Genomic DNA, 16,550 nt, shown 5'->3' with positions numbered 1-16,550 from the left:
GCTTCAGCCCTCAAAATAGATTGTTAATAAGGGCTGAAGCCCTTACTACGAACATTAAAAATTATCCCAATCTTTACCATAATCTTGGACTGGATATTGAGTCCAAGAATCACGCAGCCATTGCTGTCCACAAGCTTGTAAATACCAGTGAACACTACTTTCAACCCAGTCGTAAGCAGATTTGACTAAACCATGTTTAACTGGGTTGTAATGAATATAGTTAAGAGTTGTATAATAATGTCTTTGCGAGCGAATAGCGCGATCGCTCCAACGATACCAAATTTTTCTCTTAGTAATATTGTCTTCTATATTCCACTGTCGAGAAAGCGCACCATGTATTCTCCGAAATAATTCACCTAATACATCAAAATTTTCAACATCAACCAGTAGATGATAGTGATTAGGCAAAACAACCCAAGCACAAATTATTAAGTTCGTAGTGAGCGCTTCAGGGCTTATCTCTTCATTTACACTCCCACCAAACCTATCAAAAATCATATCTAGCAGTTGCTGACGACGAGATTAAGTGTGTATATGACACTGATGTTCATAACAAGCTACCGTTAGCAAATAAAATTGTTTATCTCGTACTTAATGTGGTGGATAACCCTGGCTTAAGCGATATTTAACTAGTTCAGCTTTTTGTTCTGCTGTGAGTTTGCGATATTCATACATATATTTTTAAGCACTGAATTGCTGACTACAAAAAATTCAAAAGTTTGTAGTGAGGACTAAAGTCCTCCTCCCTTAAAATTACAAATTTAAGCACTGAAGTGCTTACTACAAACTTGTATATAAAAGGCTTCTAAACCTGCAACACAGGCTTTATCGTCAAAGAGACAGTCGTGATTTTGGCTCATTTGCTCTGCAATGCTGCGTCGCCAAGCTGGGTCTAGTCCTAATTTAACAGCAATTTCGATGTATTCTGCTTTGTTTTCAGCAATAGTATCTGTCACCCCTAGCATTTTCAGGAAGCTGTCAGAGTGACGACCCCGCATAAATTCTCCGGGACAGGTAACAATGGGCAGATTACAAGCGATCGCTTCTAAGGTAGTATTACCACCAGACCAGGTGAATGTATCTAGATAAACATCTGAAAGCAAGTTAATCATTAGATAATCCAGTCGCTCTGGAATATTGATAAATACACAATAATCCTCGCTGTTAAAACCGATAGCAGCAAAAGCACGCTTCAGGCGTGGCTGAAGTGAAGTACCACGCAAAAACACAAATTTAGCCTGTGGAACACGCCGAGCAATTTCCGCAAAAATAAAATCATATTGCGGTAGATACTTGAAAGGAGCTTGACAGCATAAATAAATAACCGCATCATCTGGTAGCTGAAAATCTGAGCGGGTTTTGATGACTGGCGGAATATATGGTTTAGGGTAAGAAACGCCAATGTTGGGCAAGCGAATTAATTTTTCTGAATAATGCTCTTGGCCATTTTCAGGTTCCATTAACTCGCTGGATAAAAAGTAATCAATTGTAGGTAAGCCAGTTGTTACCGGATGTCCCCAAGCGACACATTGCACAGGCGCAAGCCGCAGACCTGCCATTTGCATAGTTTGTGGATTCATCCCAATTTCGGGAAAAACTAAAATGTGCAGCTTATCAGCAATTATCTGTTCACAGGCTGCTGATAAATTATAAGGAATATGGTGGAAAGCATCACTATATTCTTGAAATTGTTTGGTAATTCGATCTGGGTCATTTCCTGTGTAATAACAGTAGATTTCAAAGCTTTCATGATTACTCTGACGTAACCAACCTGTTAACCAAAGTGTTCCACTATAAGAATGTAGATAATGGGAAACGTAACCAATACGAATTTTGTCATTAGGCTGAAGCTTAGGCATAGATAAAGGAACCACCCATTGTGGATAGTTAACAGCTATAATTTCATGCACTAAGTTTCCATATTGGCGTTGCAAATCTATATCATTTTGTGCTTGATATGATAGGTAAAAGTTTGTGAGGCGACCTATACCGGCTAAAGCACTATGTTGGTCTTCTGTAGTTTTAATAGATGTTTGCTCAATTAAATCTCGCAATCCTTGAGTGTAGCGTTGGCGATAAAAGTTAATTTCCCCTTGATTCTCATATATTAATGGGAGTGTTAAATATTTGAGGATTTGAAAAGTATAATCATCAGGTAAGCATTTAGCTGCATTCTCTGCACTTGAAATTGCTTCTTCAATACGTCCATTCTGCCGCAAATCGATGATTAATGAAAAATGTAGCCTTCCATCTGTAGGGTAAAGCTTAATTCCTTGCTGGAGAGCATTAAAATATTTATCTTGCAGGTTTAACTGTCTATAGCAATAGCTCAAATTCCAATAAATATCTGCATCACCTGATTGTATTTCTAGGAGTTTTTGATATTGCGCGATCGCTTCTTTCCATCTTCCCTCACCAAATAATTTATTGCTCAAGCAAAAAAAAACTGTTCAGCTTGTGCTTGGCTAAAGCTTTCTATTTCGTAAGATTTAAGAGTTTCTGCTTTTGCTTGAATCAGCGCGTTTTTATCTTCGTATTCCAAAACAATTCTTGCATGTATGCGAGGTAGCAAAGCTTCCCACTGAATATCAGCCAAGTTTTCCACTAGAGAAATTTCTAATCTTTCGGCAACATCTAAATCTTCCTGTACCAAAAGATTCATAACCACACTAGATAAAAACAGTTCAGCATCCTCAACACCAATATTCCCCGTGTTAATAAGTAGGGTAGTTTTTTCACTATCAATATGAGTTGCTACCGCCTTCATCACTTGTTGCAATTCTAAACCGATTAACTCTTCTAGCTGTAACCAGTCAGGGAAAATAATTAGGTTAATATCTTTTAAGCGAAAATTTTGACTCAGAGTATCTGCAAGATATTTACTAAATAGTCCTTGGAAGAGGCTGCCTATTTTAGCTGAGTAAGCGCGGCTATCTAGAAAACTAGGATTACCCTGCATTTTTTCTTTGATTTGGGCGCTCTTTTGTTGGCGTAATTCAGGATCAGTTCCGAGTGCGATCGCTAATTGTATATAAGACTCTTCACTATCCGCAACTAAATCAGGTACATCCAGTGCTTGCACTATTGCAGCCCCCATTGCAGAGCGAAAGGTAGTTCCCCGTCTAGCAATTACTGGTAAATTAACTTGTAGTGGTTCTATCAAAGAAGTTGTTCCAGCAAAGGGAAAAGAATCTAGATAAACATCGGCAATACCGAAGTATGCTTTAACTTCTTGTCGATTTGGTACGGGCTGAGGATCTAAGACTATCAATCGCTCTGCTGTTATTCCATGCTTTGAAAATACTTTATTCAAGTGATTCACAAAAGCTTTTTTAGGATAAACATCTGACCAATTTGGGCCGAATGGTAGAAGTACTAAAACAGACTTTGGCACTCCAAAAATTATTTTTGCCCACGTATAAATCAGTTCAGGGATAATTTTGAAGTAGTTAGCACCAGAGATAAAAATAACAGCATCGTCAGCAATACTTAAACTTTTTCGCTCACTTTTTACAATTACCTTGTCTTCTTCATTGCCATAACTAAAGCAATGAGCAGTTCCTTCCAGTTTCACCAATTTTTCTTGATGTTGCTGTTCTGCCGTTGCCGATGGTTCGGTTAGTGTACCAGAGATATAATAATCAATATGCCGCATTCCTGTTGTTACTACAGATCCACCACTTGTGAGTTGTATTCTAGCTAACCGATGTATTGATAAGAGGCAGATTTGATTCGTTACTGCCGTCACATTGGTAGCAATGAATAATATATCGATATTATCAGCACGAATAATATTTACCTGTTCTACTAAATCTTGTGGTAGTACTTTAAAGGAGTTTGCACAACTACGGCAATATTGCTCTAGAGGATGATCAGTTTGATTAAGAGAGTACAAGATTACTTCAAAATCTCTACTGATATACTCATAAACAGGAAGGTAAGCAAATGTTTCAGATCCAGGTAGAAAATGTGCAGCCAGGACACCCAACCGTATTTTTTTTCTGGTTGTAGGTCTATCACCAAACTCGTAATCTACCTCATAACCCTTAAGCTTTAGTAAAAACTCTATAATATCTCCACGTTTAGTATAGATATCTTTAAGATTATGCTCATTAAAATATAGGGGAATAAAATTAGCAACGGGAGCAAAGTTATTAATTATTTCATGCCACAAGGGAGAATCAGAATTTTTAAGTATCGATGTGTGTAAGTAATCAATCCACCCCTGCATATAGTAATAGTAATTATCTGCATCACCCAGTTGTTGAAAGTTGACTGGGGAAGAAAATAGGAATTGTAAATAGTCCTTAAGTAACCAACGAGGTATGCGAGAGAGGTCATGCTGTAATCGTAACTGGTCAGCACGGCGATACAGCATAGCTGCTAGTAAATGCTGAATTGCTTTTGGCTGCTCAAAACCTTGAGATATATTTTTAACTATATCATTAGCGAAAATTTCTTCTTCATCAGTCAGACTTTCATATTTGATGCTACTATTCAGTAACATCTGATGTGTTTTACCTAGTAGACCCACGTACCTATCTTTTATCTGTTCATCTGAGATATTTAAGCATTCTTCTGCTATTTGCTTTCGTAACTGATACAATTCAGTAGTCTGTTCACTCAAAGCTACATATCTATAAAGAGCTCGTTGTCTCGTTGCTTGAGGATATCGTAGATCATTGTAAATTGTCTGAAAAAGTTTTTGATAATCTAATAAAATCGCATCCTTTAAAGCAACATTTCGACGAGTTTGTTGTTGTGAATGTATTCTAAAGTGAGATAAAACTTTGTCAACAAAACCAACTTTGTATTGGCTCATAATTCTGAGCCACATTTCCAAATCTACAAGTTGACAAAATTCAGAATTAAATAATCCTACTTTTTCAAATACATCTTTTCTAATAAGGACTGTGCTTGGTTCACCAATTTTATTAATTGGATTGTCGAGTATATTTGGATCTAACAAAAGTTGCTGTCCTGATTGAATCAGCTTTAATGTTGACCAACCTTTGTGTACATCCTTGGCTTCATGATGCATTAAAAAGTTTGAATCATAGTTAGTATCGCCAGTATTACTGAAAATTTTTCTAGGTGAAAAAACCAACCCTATCTCTTCATCTTGTTCAGCCAAATTTACCATTTCTTCAATAGCAGTTGGCTCTAATACATCATCTTGAAATAGAAATTTTATATATTTTCCTTTAGCTTGGGAAATACAAAAATTCCAATTATGAGCTAGCCCATACTGACTATGTTCGACAATTGAGAAATCAAAGGATGTTTTTTGTTTTAATGATTTAGCAATCTCAACTGTTCTGTCACTAGAATTATCATCAGATAAGATTATTTCTATATTAGAATAGGTCTGCCATAAAGCACTGGCAATTGCTTCTTTAACAAAATTTTCACCATTATAAGTAGGAATACAAATAGTAACTAGAGGTTGAGAGTGTTTAATCGATGTTATTTTATAAGTTACAATATCAGATAATTGAAGCTGCTCTTTTTTATAATCTTTATCTTCTTTATTTTCATCTACTTTAACTTCGAGTAAACCTTGCGTAAATAAAGATTTTAAGTGAGCTATTTCTACATCCTTCACTGAGATATTATACCTTAGTTGCTGTAATAAGACAAAATTAGTAGCATCTAAATCCTTAGTTAATTTATATAATTCAGCTAAACCAAAATTATATTTTTGCTTGGCGGTATCTAGTATATCCTCATTTTGCAGTAATTCAAACAGTTTTTCGGCTCCGATACATTGGATAAAATGTAGATTATGTAACAGATACAGAAAAGCTTTTTCTAATTTGTATTCGATTTCACTACTAAAATCTGGTTTTTTGATTTGATTGGCAAATGCGTCTTTGAATATTTCAATAGGAACATCATTAAATATATTTTTAGATATTTGACAAAGTTCAAAATTTGAACGAGCTTGATTAGAGACACTACTTAGGTTAGCATTAGTGGCTCGAATTCTATACTTAATAAGTTTCTCATTTAAAATAAATAATTCATGTTGTTTCAAGAGTTTAAGCCACATCTCAAAATCTTGTAATTGAATAGTGGCTAAGTTAAATAGTCCAGCATCTAAAAGTAGTTCTCTACAGATAAAACCAGTTACAGCATTAATATAGTTCCCATTAAAAAAGAAATATCTTAGTATTTCAGCACTTGTTCTATTAGGATGATTAAATAAGCTTTGTGCAAAATGACTATCAGTTATTATCTGGCTGTTTTCATCGATAAAATCTACCCATGAAAAAACAATTTTCTTTTGAGATGTAACTAAATAATTATATTCTGTTTCTAGTCTATGAGGATAACTAATATCATCTCCAGACATAAAAGCGATATACTTTCCTCTAGAATCTAATATAGCTCGATTGATTGCACTACTTGTACCTTGATTCTCTTGATAAATATAAGTTATACGCTCATCTCTAAATTTTCTTACAATTTCATCAGTCTTATCATTAGAACCATCATTAACAATAATTAATTCAAAATTTTTATATGTTTGTTTGAGAACACTTTCTATGGCTTCACCTATATATTTTTCATGGTTATAGGTAGTCATAGTTACGCTAATTAAAGGATTAGATAATGTCATGATTGAATACCTCTATTAAAATTTAAATAACTTTGATAGGCTGCATCGAGTTCTTCTTTTAATTAAAAATAAGGAGCTTTTAAATCAAGAAATGGAACTTCCATTGTCTATGCTCCTTACTGCTTTTATAAATTCATCGTAATCGCGATAGTAGTCAGATTCCTCATAGTAGGTCGATGCTAAAACCATACAAACAGAACCCGATGAGAAATTATCTAGTTCTCGCCAAACCATAGAACTAATATAAAGACCGTAGTAAGAGCGATTTAGAGGAAAACGCCATTTGCCATGTCCATCATCTAAAACCACATCAAAACTACCAGACATAGCAATGATTAGCTGCTGTAATTGTTTATGAGCGTGTCCACCTCTCTCTGCTCCTCCAGGAACATCATAGAGATAATAGACTCTCTTGAGATCGAAGGGAACATGTTTATTACCTTCTATAAATGTTAAATTACCTCGCGGATCTTGTACCTTTGGCAGATGAATAATACGGCATTGTTCAATACTCATACTTGTAGGTTAATCATTTAAAAAGCTTTCTAAATTGATATGTATTAGAACAGAATGAATTGTCGCAATATTAACGTTTTGGGAGTATTGAATACTCATACAATACATTTGCTATTTTCAAAAAATTGGAGAAACACTAAATAGATAGATGCCATTATAAGACATGAAGACAAATAGCTTTTAGTTTTAACATACAGCAGATTCCAAGTTGGTGAAGTACACAAGCTAAGTCTCAAAGGCAAGCATCAAGCCTGTTTTGCTTCTGAATTCTGACTCCTTAATTCTAAATTCTGCTGTATTATTCAAATAGGAACAGAGCTAAGTAGCTTCTTCGTTATTGCTAATATCTCTAATTACTCGTGCTGGATTACCTACGACCATTTTTCTAGCAGGAACATCTTTGTTCACAACGGATGCGGCAGCCACAACAGATTGTTCTCCAATACTAACTCCTGGTAAGATATTTGCTCCTGCACCAATAGCTACTCCATCACTAATCTTTGGCCCTTTAACACGATCTTCGTCGTAACCTAGTTTTCCTATAGCCCGATCATTTGTAGTGCTAACTAGGACGCTAATAAATACATCATTACCAATCTTACAATTACCTGTAATATGTGTAAGATCCATGATTTTAGTATGATTACCAATATTAGTGTTGTAATTAATAGTTACATTTCTACTAATAAGACAAAAATTGCCAATTGTAACTTTCTCTCTAATTGAAGTGTTCTCACAAATTAAGGTATTGTTACCAATACAAACATCATAATAGATTACTGTATTTGGTCCAATTACGCAGTTTTCGCCAATAATTACCTTTTCTTCATAGTCTATTTTTCTAGAAACTGCACCAGTTCCTTTAGGTCGTTTGCCTAAATAAGCACCTGGGAAAATTTCTACATTGTCACCAATTATTACTCCTTTTTCTATAACAACATGAGGATGAATAATCACATTATTGCCTAAAATTACTCCAGCATAAATAACTGAGTAATGCCCTATAGATACATTTTTTCCAATTTTATCTGTTTCAATTATTGCAGTTTGTTTTTGTAGCATATTCAACCTTTAATATTCAGTCTAGAGTTTAAATAAGCTCATCTCAGTGTTAATAAAGCGAACTAATTAACCACTTAGCGATCGCTCTTTCTTTCTTGTTTCTTAATCTGCTCTAATACAACTTTGTAATCTTGCCGATCAGGGTGCAACTTCACGAGCTTATCCAAAAGCGCGATCGCACCTTTAGCATCCTTCAATTGCAACCGCAGCACAGACAGTTTCTCTAAAGCAAGTTGGTTTTCTGGTTCCCGTTGTAAAACCAGCTCGTAGCCTCGCGCCTGTTGCTGTAATACTGACTCCGCAGAAGCAGACGCATTTGCTGGCTTAGGTTGACTAGCCTTTTGTATTGCCGGAATTACTGCAAACACCGTAGAACCAAAAAACGAGAACATCGATACTATCGTGACAATCTTTTGTCGTCTTTGAATCTGCTTTTTGCGGGTAATTAGGTATTCTGCCTCCGAACTAGCCATGCCTCACATACTTGCTGCGGTAAATACTTAGGTATCAGCAAGCCTCCTGTTATGAAGATACCCACCTGCTCAACAGAAACTAACATCTTGGCTAAAAATTTTTTACACAAGCTTCAAATGCTGACTCTGAAGATGAGGGAACTTTATGGTAAGCCCATACTCTACCGACAATTTTGCCATGCGTAGTTTACCGCCGTAGGCATCGCTCCTAATGCTTCAAAGCAAAACCCCCTGCTGCGCCTAAACAAAGCCAACCCTCCAAGTCTTATTCTCTGAGCAAACAAAATAACGCGATGTGGAACTTATTCTTAGAACCCCGCTTCCATTCCTCTCCCCCACAGTCCGAGAGGCTTTGATTCTTGCTCCCCAACGCTAGTAGGGAAGGTGTTGGAGGTTAGGTTTGAGAGAAAGTTGCACACAGCATAAAATATTAAAATTATATAAAGATTTGCAATTAATTTGCTTAATGCCAGATCTTTGCGATATTCTAAATAACGTTTAGATAAACAGAAACAGTAGACACCTCTACTCAATTGCAAATTTTCCTGTCAGTCAAAAACTTTCAAACTAGCCCGTGTCCTATGGGTTCTTCAACAACCACACATATTTTTCGTGATTAAAACAAATAGAATTTTCCCAGTCTGAACCTTTGCCTGATTTCTGCAAGAAGTATAAGGACTGCTTGGTAAAATTGGAGTTTTGTGGTGGTAATTACCGTACAAAACCGAATTTACCAGTAACTTAGTAGAGTTTATTATGGTATAGTTAGAGAGTTAAGACTAGCTTTACCAAATTACACCACTCTACGGGCCGGCAACAATTGCAGAATGGTAAGCAGTTTTAATTAAGTATTTACCAACCAAATCTGAATTCAATCGAGGTTATGACTCAAAAAGTGATTCACCCAATGGTGAAATTGCAGCGCAACGTGCAATCACTCATAGAATCGAACATTATCAAGCCAAGCGATAGCATCTGGAAAATCGCTTTGCTCTACGGTAATGAGTGGCAGCACTGGAAACAAGAACTGCTCGACTTTGGCTTTAGTATGCAAGACCCAGTTAGTGAACTGCTAGCTGTAGAAACTTGGGATGAGGAGTAGAGAATAGGGAATAGGGATTTTCAAAATTCCCCACTCCCGACTCCCTAAACTTTGCAAGCAGCTAAAGCCGCAGCTAATTCTTTTGCAGTTTGATAGCGATCGCGTGGCAATGGTTCTGTAACGCGATCAATCACATCTCTTAATTGGGAACTAATGGTGGGAACTTTTGCCACATCAAACCTGAAGTTTCGCCCTCGTTGGCGGTAATACTTAAACGGGTTTTCTCCTGTGAGCAGAAAAATCAGCGTTGGCCCAATTGCATACAAATCAGATTGAGTCAAAGGTTGTCCTCGCTCTTGTTCAGGAGCGCAATAACCTTCTGCTCCAATTCGAGTACCAGGCGCTGTGCCAATTTCCTTAACTGCGCCAAAATCTAGCAACACTATGCGATTTACTGAACTTCGCACCATTAAGTTAGCGGGTTTAATATCGCGGTGAATCAGTGGAGGGCTTTGGCTATGAAGATAGTCTAAGATATCGCAGGTTTGGATCATCCAAGCGATCGCTTGGCTTGGTGTAACTGGACCAGTGGTATAAACACGTTTCTCTAAATCTTGTCCGTGGATTAGTTCCATTGCCAAGTATTTTTTTCCGTCTTCTACAAAGAAGTCATAATACTTGGGAATTCCAGGATGGTTAAGGGATTTGAGAGTGTACGCCTCCCGCTCAAATAACTCTTGAGCTTTGGCAATTTTCACCATATCAGCATTCATTTGCTTCAACACCAGCAGTTGTGGCATAGCCGCAATCTCACCAGTCGCATCCCTAGCCAGATAAGTAGTACCCATACCTCCTTGTCCGAGAGTTCGCAACACCTGATAATGGCGAATCCTTTGTTGCACTGAGAGAGGTTGACCGCAGTGGATGCAAAATAGATTATTCGGTGAGTTACCTTCGTGCGTGCAAGTGGAGGATGAATTTGCCGGATTTTTTGCTGAGTAAAATGTCTCGGCGGCGTTTTCTTCTGTCCGTTGCATATCTGGCGATCGCAAACCAGTTTCTACTACTGTTACCTCCTGAATTTGGAATTGCAGTATTGGGCCTCCCTGTGCCAGTTGCAAAAGGGAATTATCTGGTAACGGACTCTGAATCACCAGGACACCGTTAAGGAAAGTCCCATTTGTACCCTGACTAATCAGTTGCCAAGCAGCGCCATTGCTGGGCGAATCGACTTGTCTGAGTTCTAGATGATGCCGCGAAACTAAACTATCACTTAAAACAACGTGATTATCTGCCGCTCGACCAATCCGAATTATGGAGGAGTTCTCAAAGCACCACTGCTGGAGGGGCGTTTTCTGTTGCGGTTCTAACAGTGTCAGACTAACCACAATACAACCTAAAAGGTAAGAGGAACAGGGAGTGGGGGGTGTGGGCTTGCCGTGAGCGTAGCCGAATGGGAGTGGGGAGTTTGGAGAGACGCGATTAATCGCGTCTTTACAGGAGTTAGGAGTTATTTTCCCGATGCCCCATGCCCCATTCTCATTTATTTTTAACTTTCCAGATTTGGGCGTACTTTTGCCCGAATAAGTATACCAGTAATGTTGTCATGGCCATTGTGTTGGTTCGCCAAATCAATTAAATCTGTAACACCTCCTTCTAAGTTAACCCCAGAACTAAGTAAGGGTTCTAAGTGAGTCTGCCAATGGGTTTCTAGTAAATCATTATCTGATAGACCGTCCGATGCCAACAGCAGAAGAGTATCTTCATTGATCTCGAAAAAGCCGACATCGGGATTAATCGAGTTTTCATCACGAGGCCCCAAGGCTTGAGTGAGTTGGTAGGCATCTGGGCGGGCGTAAGCTATGCTTGCTTCCACTCCGCGCGTAATTTCCCGTTGTCCAACTTCGTGATCTACTGTGACTTGTTCTAGCCCCCGCTTACGCGTCAAACGATAGAGACGGCTATCTCCTACATGAGCAACTACCGCTTGAGTATCTTGAATTAAGAGCATTACCAGAGTTGTACCCATGCGCCCCACTCCAGAACGGGCATCTTGTTGATTGAGCTTGTAAATCGCCTCATTAGCTAAATACACTGCCTCACGAATGCTATCTTCTGTTGGCAGTTGGTTGGCAATCCAGTGTTCTTGAAAGTATTGCCGTAGGGTGTTGACTGCTAACTCACTGGCTATTTCACCGCCAGCGTGTCCACCCATACCATCACAGAGAATATACAAACCATGCCCTTGGAAAACTCGACTTTTAGGCAACTCCAACTTATGAATTTTGGTTTCAATGCCAAAGTAGTCTTCGTTATGATCACGTTGACGCCCTACATCTGTGCATCCTGCATCTTCTAAGCCACTTAACTGCATGGCTAGCACAACAGTTTGCATATCATCAATTTTGCTAATGATCTCTTCTGGCTGATCTAATTGCGGGATAGTGGGCACAGCAGTATTTTCATCGTTTATTGGGGGCAAAGTTGCGGTTCCTAGTGCTTCCATCTCAACAGAGATTTCCTCCAAACGCGATCGCAATTGGGCGATCGTCTGAATTTTACCTACCTCTAAATCCCCCAACATCTGGACTACAGAGCCAAATTGAGTGCGTTGAGACTGCTTAAATAACGCTTGCCAAACCCGCCCCAAAGCTTGAATGGTTAACGGTTGCTCTGGAATAGCAGATGTTTGGTCTTCGGCATCTTCTGGCGACTGGGCACCGGGCTGAAAATTCGATGATTCTACATACAACCTTTGTAGCCCCAGCGTTTGGTCTTCATCCAATCGCAAATTCGACAAATCTAAAAGGCTTTGGCAAGAATTTACTGGTTCCAATACTGCCCAAAGTTGGGTCATTTGATAACACCAGTGTAAAATTTTTAACGAACTCGTTGTTTCTTCTTGCCATAGGTCGAGTAAATGCTGCCAATGCGAGCGGTCTTCGATTATTACTACCTGGATATCACCCTGCTGCCATGCATCGTGAATCGGCGGTATCTCCCGCAGACCTTGGGATTGTAAGGCAATATAAACTTTAGCAAGGCGAGGAATTGCACTTGCTTCCACTGATGGCGTTAGCAAATCTGATTGCTGACTTGCTAGTATTGCCTCAATAGGTGATATTTGATACGGCTGGCAGTCTAGAACTTTCACACCTACATCAGTAATGGTGGCAGTTTCCGTTTGTGCAGGTAGCGGATCTAACAATTGATAGCGCTCTTGGGAGTCTAAATAGGAGCCTAATCCAATCTGAGAACTTGGAGATAAAGCAGATGAGCCGGATATTACTCCCTCATCTCCCAAACCTTCCCCAGTCGTTTCCTTAGTAATAATTGCCCAAAACACTGTTCCACATTCCGTGCCACAGTTATAACAACGTAGCGCATTCACAGGTACATCATCGGTACTGCATTCAGGACAGACTTTGTGAGTCAGGGACGTGCCACAGTTTTGACAGAATTTGTTGCTATTGGGGTTTTCAAATTTACACTGAGGGCAAATCAGCATAGTGGAAGTTCCTTAATTCCCGTTCCAAGGTGCTTATAGCCACTAAGATCCAAGGTGCCACAATTGGCTGCCCCTGACTACAGTAGACCTACAAGAGATTGTAGTTGATCAATAAATTTTGGTGGCAGTATTAATTGTGACGCATATTAGATAAATATTTAATATATTGGCAGATTGACAGCCAATTCCTTATAAATGGGGGAGATGGGCTTTCTGTTCCTAGTACTGTAATTCTGTTCTATCAGTCAATATTCACGATACTTGTCATGATGTTATAAGAAAGAATACATTCGTCAGGAGCGAGAATTCATGGTGGATTTTGGCTCCTGACGAAAGTTTAAGACCCCACTCTCTTGAAAAGTGACGCTCCGGCGTCGCTAACAGATTAGAGGCTGCCTCCGATCTGACTTTTAGCTAATTGCCTTCTTGCGTATTCTGTATTCTGACTCTCAATTTTGAACTACTTATGGCTCCTACCACTTCTGCTTACCGAATTAGTGATTTGTTCGCCGAACGAGCTAGAAACCTCGCACCACTAACCTACGGTACAGAGTTAACCAAAATTGCCACTGTGAGCTTTACCTACGGTCTAGCTGACCCAATTTTCTTTCCCCATACTGACTTGGCTGCTGCAAGTGCGGCTGTGCTAGCAGAAGAGGCTCCGATCGCTCTCAATTACGGGCCACCTTCAGATCAACTATATGAGCAAATTATTCTCCGCTTGCAGGCTAAAGGAATCACTGCCGATCGCGATCGCTTGATCATTGGCTACGGTTCTAGTCAGATTCTCGGCTTGCTACCAGATGTGTTTGTCGAACCTGGTGACGTGGTAATCGTGGAAGGACCAACCTCCTTGGGAGTAGTTAATAGATTTGTCCAGGCTGGCGCACACCTAATTAGTATTCCTGTGGATGAGCTGGGGATGGATGTAGATGCCTTAGAAGTAACATTAAGCGACTTGAAGAAACAGGGCATTCGACCCCGGTTTATTTACACCATCCCGACCTTTCACAATCCTACAGGCTCTACTATGCCGTTATTTCGCCGCCAAAAACTGGTAGCGTTAGCGGCTGAGTATGGCGTCGTAGTGGTGGAAGACGATGCTTATAGCGATTTGCGCTTTCAGGGGGAAACTGTGCCACCCTTGGCAACCCTCGACAAGGAGGGGTGGGTATTATATGTGAGTACCTTCTCGAAAATTATTGCGCCTGGTGTAAGGTTGGGCTGGGCTTGTGGCGATCCAGCGATTATTGAGCGGCTGGCAATGTTTAAAAGTGAGGGGACTGTGGGGCCATTTATCAGTCATGTGGTCGCTCGCTACTGTGCCACAGGGAAACTAGATAATCACATTCAGCAGCTAATCGCCTGCTACAAGCATAAGTGTAATTTGTTGTTAGAAGCGATCGCTCAAGAGTTTCCCAGTGATATCGTTGCCTTACGACCAGATGGCGGCTTTTTCGTTTGGTGTAAATTGCCGCCAGACATCAGCGCCAAAGCACTCCTAACCGAGGCCAGTGAACATGGTGTCAGTTTTCTGCCAGGGACTCGCTGCTACGCCAATGGACAGGGGGATGATGCCATCAGGTTAGCTTTTAGTTTTCAAACAACACAGAAGATTGTTGAGGGAATCGCTACATTAGGAGCAGTGTTGCGCGGATGGCCACGATGACCAAATCAAAGATTATGGCGTGGGGCTTCTGCGCTGTACCCCGACAAATGGTTTGTAATAATCCTTAAAAAATTTGTTCCAAGCGTTGAAAATCGCGCTGCACTTCATACCAGAGAGTTTTATTATGGGGGTCTGTTTTCAAAGCTTTTTTGAGATAAATTCTGGCTTTGAGCAGCTGGTTTTCGGTAATTAGCGCCCGTCCCCATATTTGATAAGCGATCGCTAGCCATTGGCGGACTTCTGCATCTGTTGACAAACGAGCTGCTAAAGCTTCCGCCAGGGCGATCGCTTGAGGAAATCGTCTTTCTTGCAAAAATCGTTGCAATTGTTCATAAGTCTTCCACTTTAGCCGCTCTTCTATTTCCAATAGATTAGGTGGCTTTGCTTTGAGTGGTTGTTGGCTTGTCACCGTTGTTACTGGTGTTTTCTGCCACTGCGTTGCCTTAGCATCATCACGCCCAGATGTTGACACCTGACTTAAATGTGCGACAGTTTCCTCTGGCAGTACTACCGTCAGCAGGAGTTTGTAAGCCTCTGTCAAGGCAATAAACTTATCTTTGGCTTTGTTGTCATTTGGGTTGATATCGGGATGATATTGCTGCGCCAGTCGTCGATAAGACGCTTTGATCTCGGCAAAAGAGGCTCCCGACCTTAAACCCAATAAACGGTAGCAATCTCCCAGATCCATCTTGAGCTATGAGCTATCGAATATCCAGCTAAAGGCTATCAGCTATTTGCTTCCAGCCTAAACCATTAATAATAAGGGCTAATTTGCTATTTTAAAGTTCAATGTTGACAGTTTGTTTAGGGAAGGGAGTGGGGAGTTTGGAGAGACGCGATTAATCGCGTCTGTACAGGAGTTTGGAGTGGGGAGTTTGGAGAGACACGATTAATCGCGTCTGTACAGGAGTTTGGAGTTAGAATTCTTCCCCTGCTTCCTCATCCCCCCTACTCCCTACTCCCTATTTCCTACTCCCCTACTATTACAGAGGTTCGTTCTTCAATCACACGGTCAATTAAACCGTATTCTTTTGCTTCTTCGGCAGACATGAAAAAGTCGCGATCCATATCTTTTTCAATCTTTGCTATGGTCTGACCTGTTTTATCAGCATAAATCCCATTCAGCTCGTGACGAATCCGCAGAATCTCTTTAGCTTCAATTTCGATATCGCTTGCTTGTCCACGGGTGCCACCTGAAGGCTGGTGAATCATAATCCGTGAGTGAGGCAATGCTAACCGTTTGCCTTTGGTGCCAGCTGCCAGCAGGAAAGACCCCATTGAAGCCGCTAAACCTACGCAAATAGTCACGACATCTGATTTGATATGTTGCATGGTGTCAAAAATAGCCATGCCAGATGTAACCATTCCACCGGGGGAATTGATGTATATATAAATATCTTTACCTGGATCATCTGAGTCCAGATACAGCATTACAGCGATGATTTGATTGGCAATTTCATCATCAATATCTCGCCCCAAGAATATAATCCGTTCCCGGTAAAGGCGATCGTAGATGCTAATCCAATCTGTATATTGTCCTCCGGGCATCCGGTAAGGAACTTTAGGAACGCCTATAGGCATAATTTGCTCCGTTTTTAATAATTTGGGGATGATCGCAAAGTGAGGAGTTAGGAGTTAAAAGCGATGCCCTGAGCCTG

12 protein-coding genes are annotated in these 16,550 nt (G+C 39.9%); 2 read left to right on the top strand and 10 right to left on the bottom strand.

Translation table 11 applies throughout. The features are described from left to right. Positions 1-54 precede the first annotated feature (54 nt). From V7K15_RS07875 to V7K15_RS07850, 6 genes are all read right to left on the bottom strand, one after another. Complete coding sequence (locus V7K15_RS07875; protein ID WP_334904569.1) at positions 55-498, bottom strand: transposase; 444 nt, start codon at positions 496-498, stop codon at positions 55-57. 263 nt (positions 499-761) lie between these two features. After that, positions 762-2,435 (bottom strand): O-linked N-acetylglucosamine transferase, SPINDLY family protein, encoded by a 1,674-nt coding sequence (locus tag V7K15_RS07870; RefSeq protein ID WP_334904567.1) that lies wholly within the window; start codon positions 2,433-2,435, stop codon positions 762-764. Continuing rightward, on the bottom strand, positions 2,432-6,622 hold the full coding sequence (locus V7K15_RS07865) for a glycosyltransferase (protein ID WP_334904565.1): 4,191 nt from the start codon (positions 6,620-6,622) through the stop codon (positions 2,432-2,434). The genes V7K15_RS07870 and V7K15_RS07865 overlap by 4 nt, the downstream gene beginning before the upstream one ends. Before the next feature lie 84 nt (positions 6,623-6,706). Then, a complete protein-coding gene (locus V7K15_RS07860) occupies positions 6,707-7,138 on the bottom strand; it encodes a sugar 3,4-ketoisomerase (RefSeq protein ID WP_334904563.1) in 432 nt (143 codons plus the stop codon). A gap of 318 nt (positions 7,139-7,456) precedes the next feature. After that, positions 7,457-8,200: an acyltransferase gene (locus V7K15_RS07855; protein ID WP_334904561.1), complete on the bottom strand. Its 744-nt coding sequence runs from the start codon at positions 8,198-8,200 to the stop codon at positions 7,457-7,459. 74 nt (positions 8,201-8,274) lie between these two features. Continuing rightward, positions 8,275-8,673: a tetratricopeptide repeat protein gene (locus tag V7K15_RS07850; RefSeq protein WP_334904560.1), complete on the bottom strand. Its 399-nt coding sequence runs from the start codon at positions 8,671-8,673 to the stop codon at positions 8,275-8,277. A gap of 883 nt (positions 8,674-9,556) precedes the next feature. Here V7K15_RS07850 and V7K15_RS07845 point away from each other — a divergent pair. Beyond that, a complete protein-coding gene (locus V7K15_RS07845) occupies positions 9,557-9,775 on the top strand; it encodes a DUF4327 family protein (protein WP_181930103.1) in 219 nt (72 codons plus the stop codon). Positions 9,776-9,819: 44 nt separating this feature from the next. Here the strand turns inward: V7K15_RS07845 and V7K15_RS07840 are convergent, their stop codons facing one another. Both V7K15_RS07840 and V7K15_RS07835 read right to left on the bottom strand, forming a co-directional pair. After that, positions 9,820-11,103 (bottom strand): protein kinase domain-containing protein, encoded by a 1,284-nt coding sequence (locus tag V7K15_RS07840; protein WP_334904558.1) that lies wholly within the window; start codon positions 11,101-11,103, stop codon positions 9,820-9,822. A 161-nt stretch (positions 11,104-11,264) separates the two neighbouring features. Beyond that, a complete protein-coding gene (locus V7K15_RS07835; RefSeq protein WP_334904555.1) occupies positions 11,265-13,223 on the bottom strand; it encodes a serine/threonine phosphatase in 1,959 nt (652 codons plus the stop codon). Between the two features lie 466 nt (positions 13,224-13,689). On the opposite strand from V7K15_RS07835, the gene V7K15_RS07830 reads away from it, so the two are divergent. After that, positions 13,690-14,892, top strand: coding sequence for an aminotransferase-like domain-containing protein (locus V7K15_RS07830; protein ID WP_334904553.1), 1,203 nt, complete (start codon positions 13,690-13,692; stop codon positions 14,890-14,892). Positions 14,893-14,956: 64 nt separating this feature from the next. Here V7K15_RS07830 and V7K15_RS07825 read toward each other — a convergent pair whose 3' ends face one another. Both V7K15_RS07825 and V7K15_RS07820 read right to left on the bottom strand, forming a co-directional pair. Then, a complete protein-coding gene (locus tag V7K15_RS07825) occupies positions 14,957-15,580 on the bottom strand; it encodes a J domain-containing protein (RefSeq protein WP_334904551.1) in 624 nt (207 codons plus the stop codon). 281 nt (positions 15,581-15,861) lie between these two features. Further along, positions 15,862-16,473: an ATP-dependent Clp protease proteolytic subunit gene (locus V7K15_RS07820; RefSeq protein WP_334904549.1), complete on the bottom strand. Its 612-nt coding sequence runs from the start codon at positions 16,471-16,473 to the stop codon at positions 15,862-15,864. Positions 16,474-16,550: the final 77 nt, after the last annotated feature.

This window comes from Nostoc sp., assembly GCF_036919815.1.
In the GTDB taxonomy this organism is placed as follows: Bacteria; Cyanobacteriota; Cyanobacteriia; order Cyanobacteriales; family Nostocaceae; genus Nostoc.
Note: the sequence above shows the minus strand (reverse complement) of the source record. Positions and strands in the feature narration are given on the sequence as shown.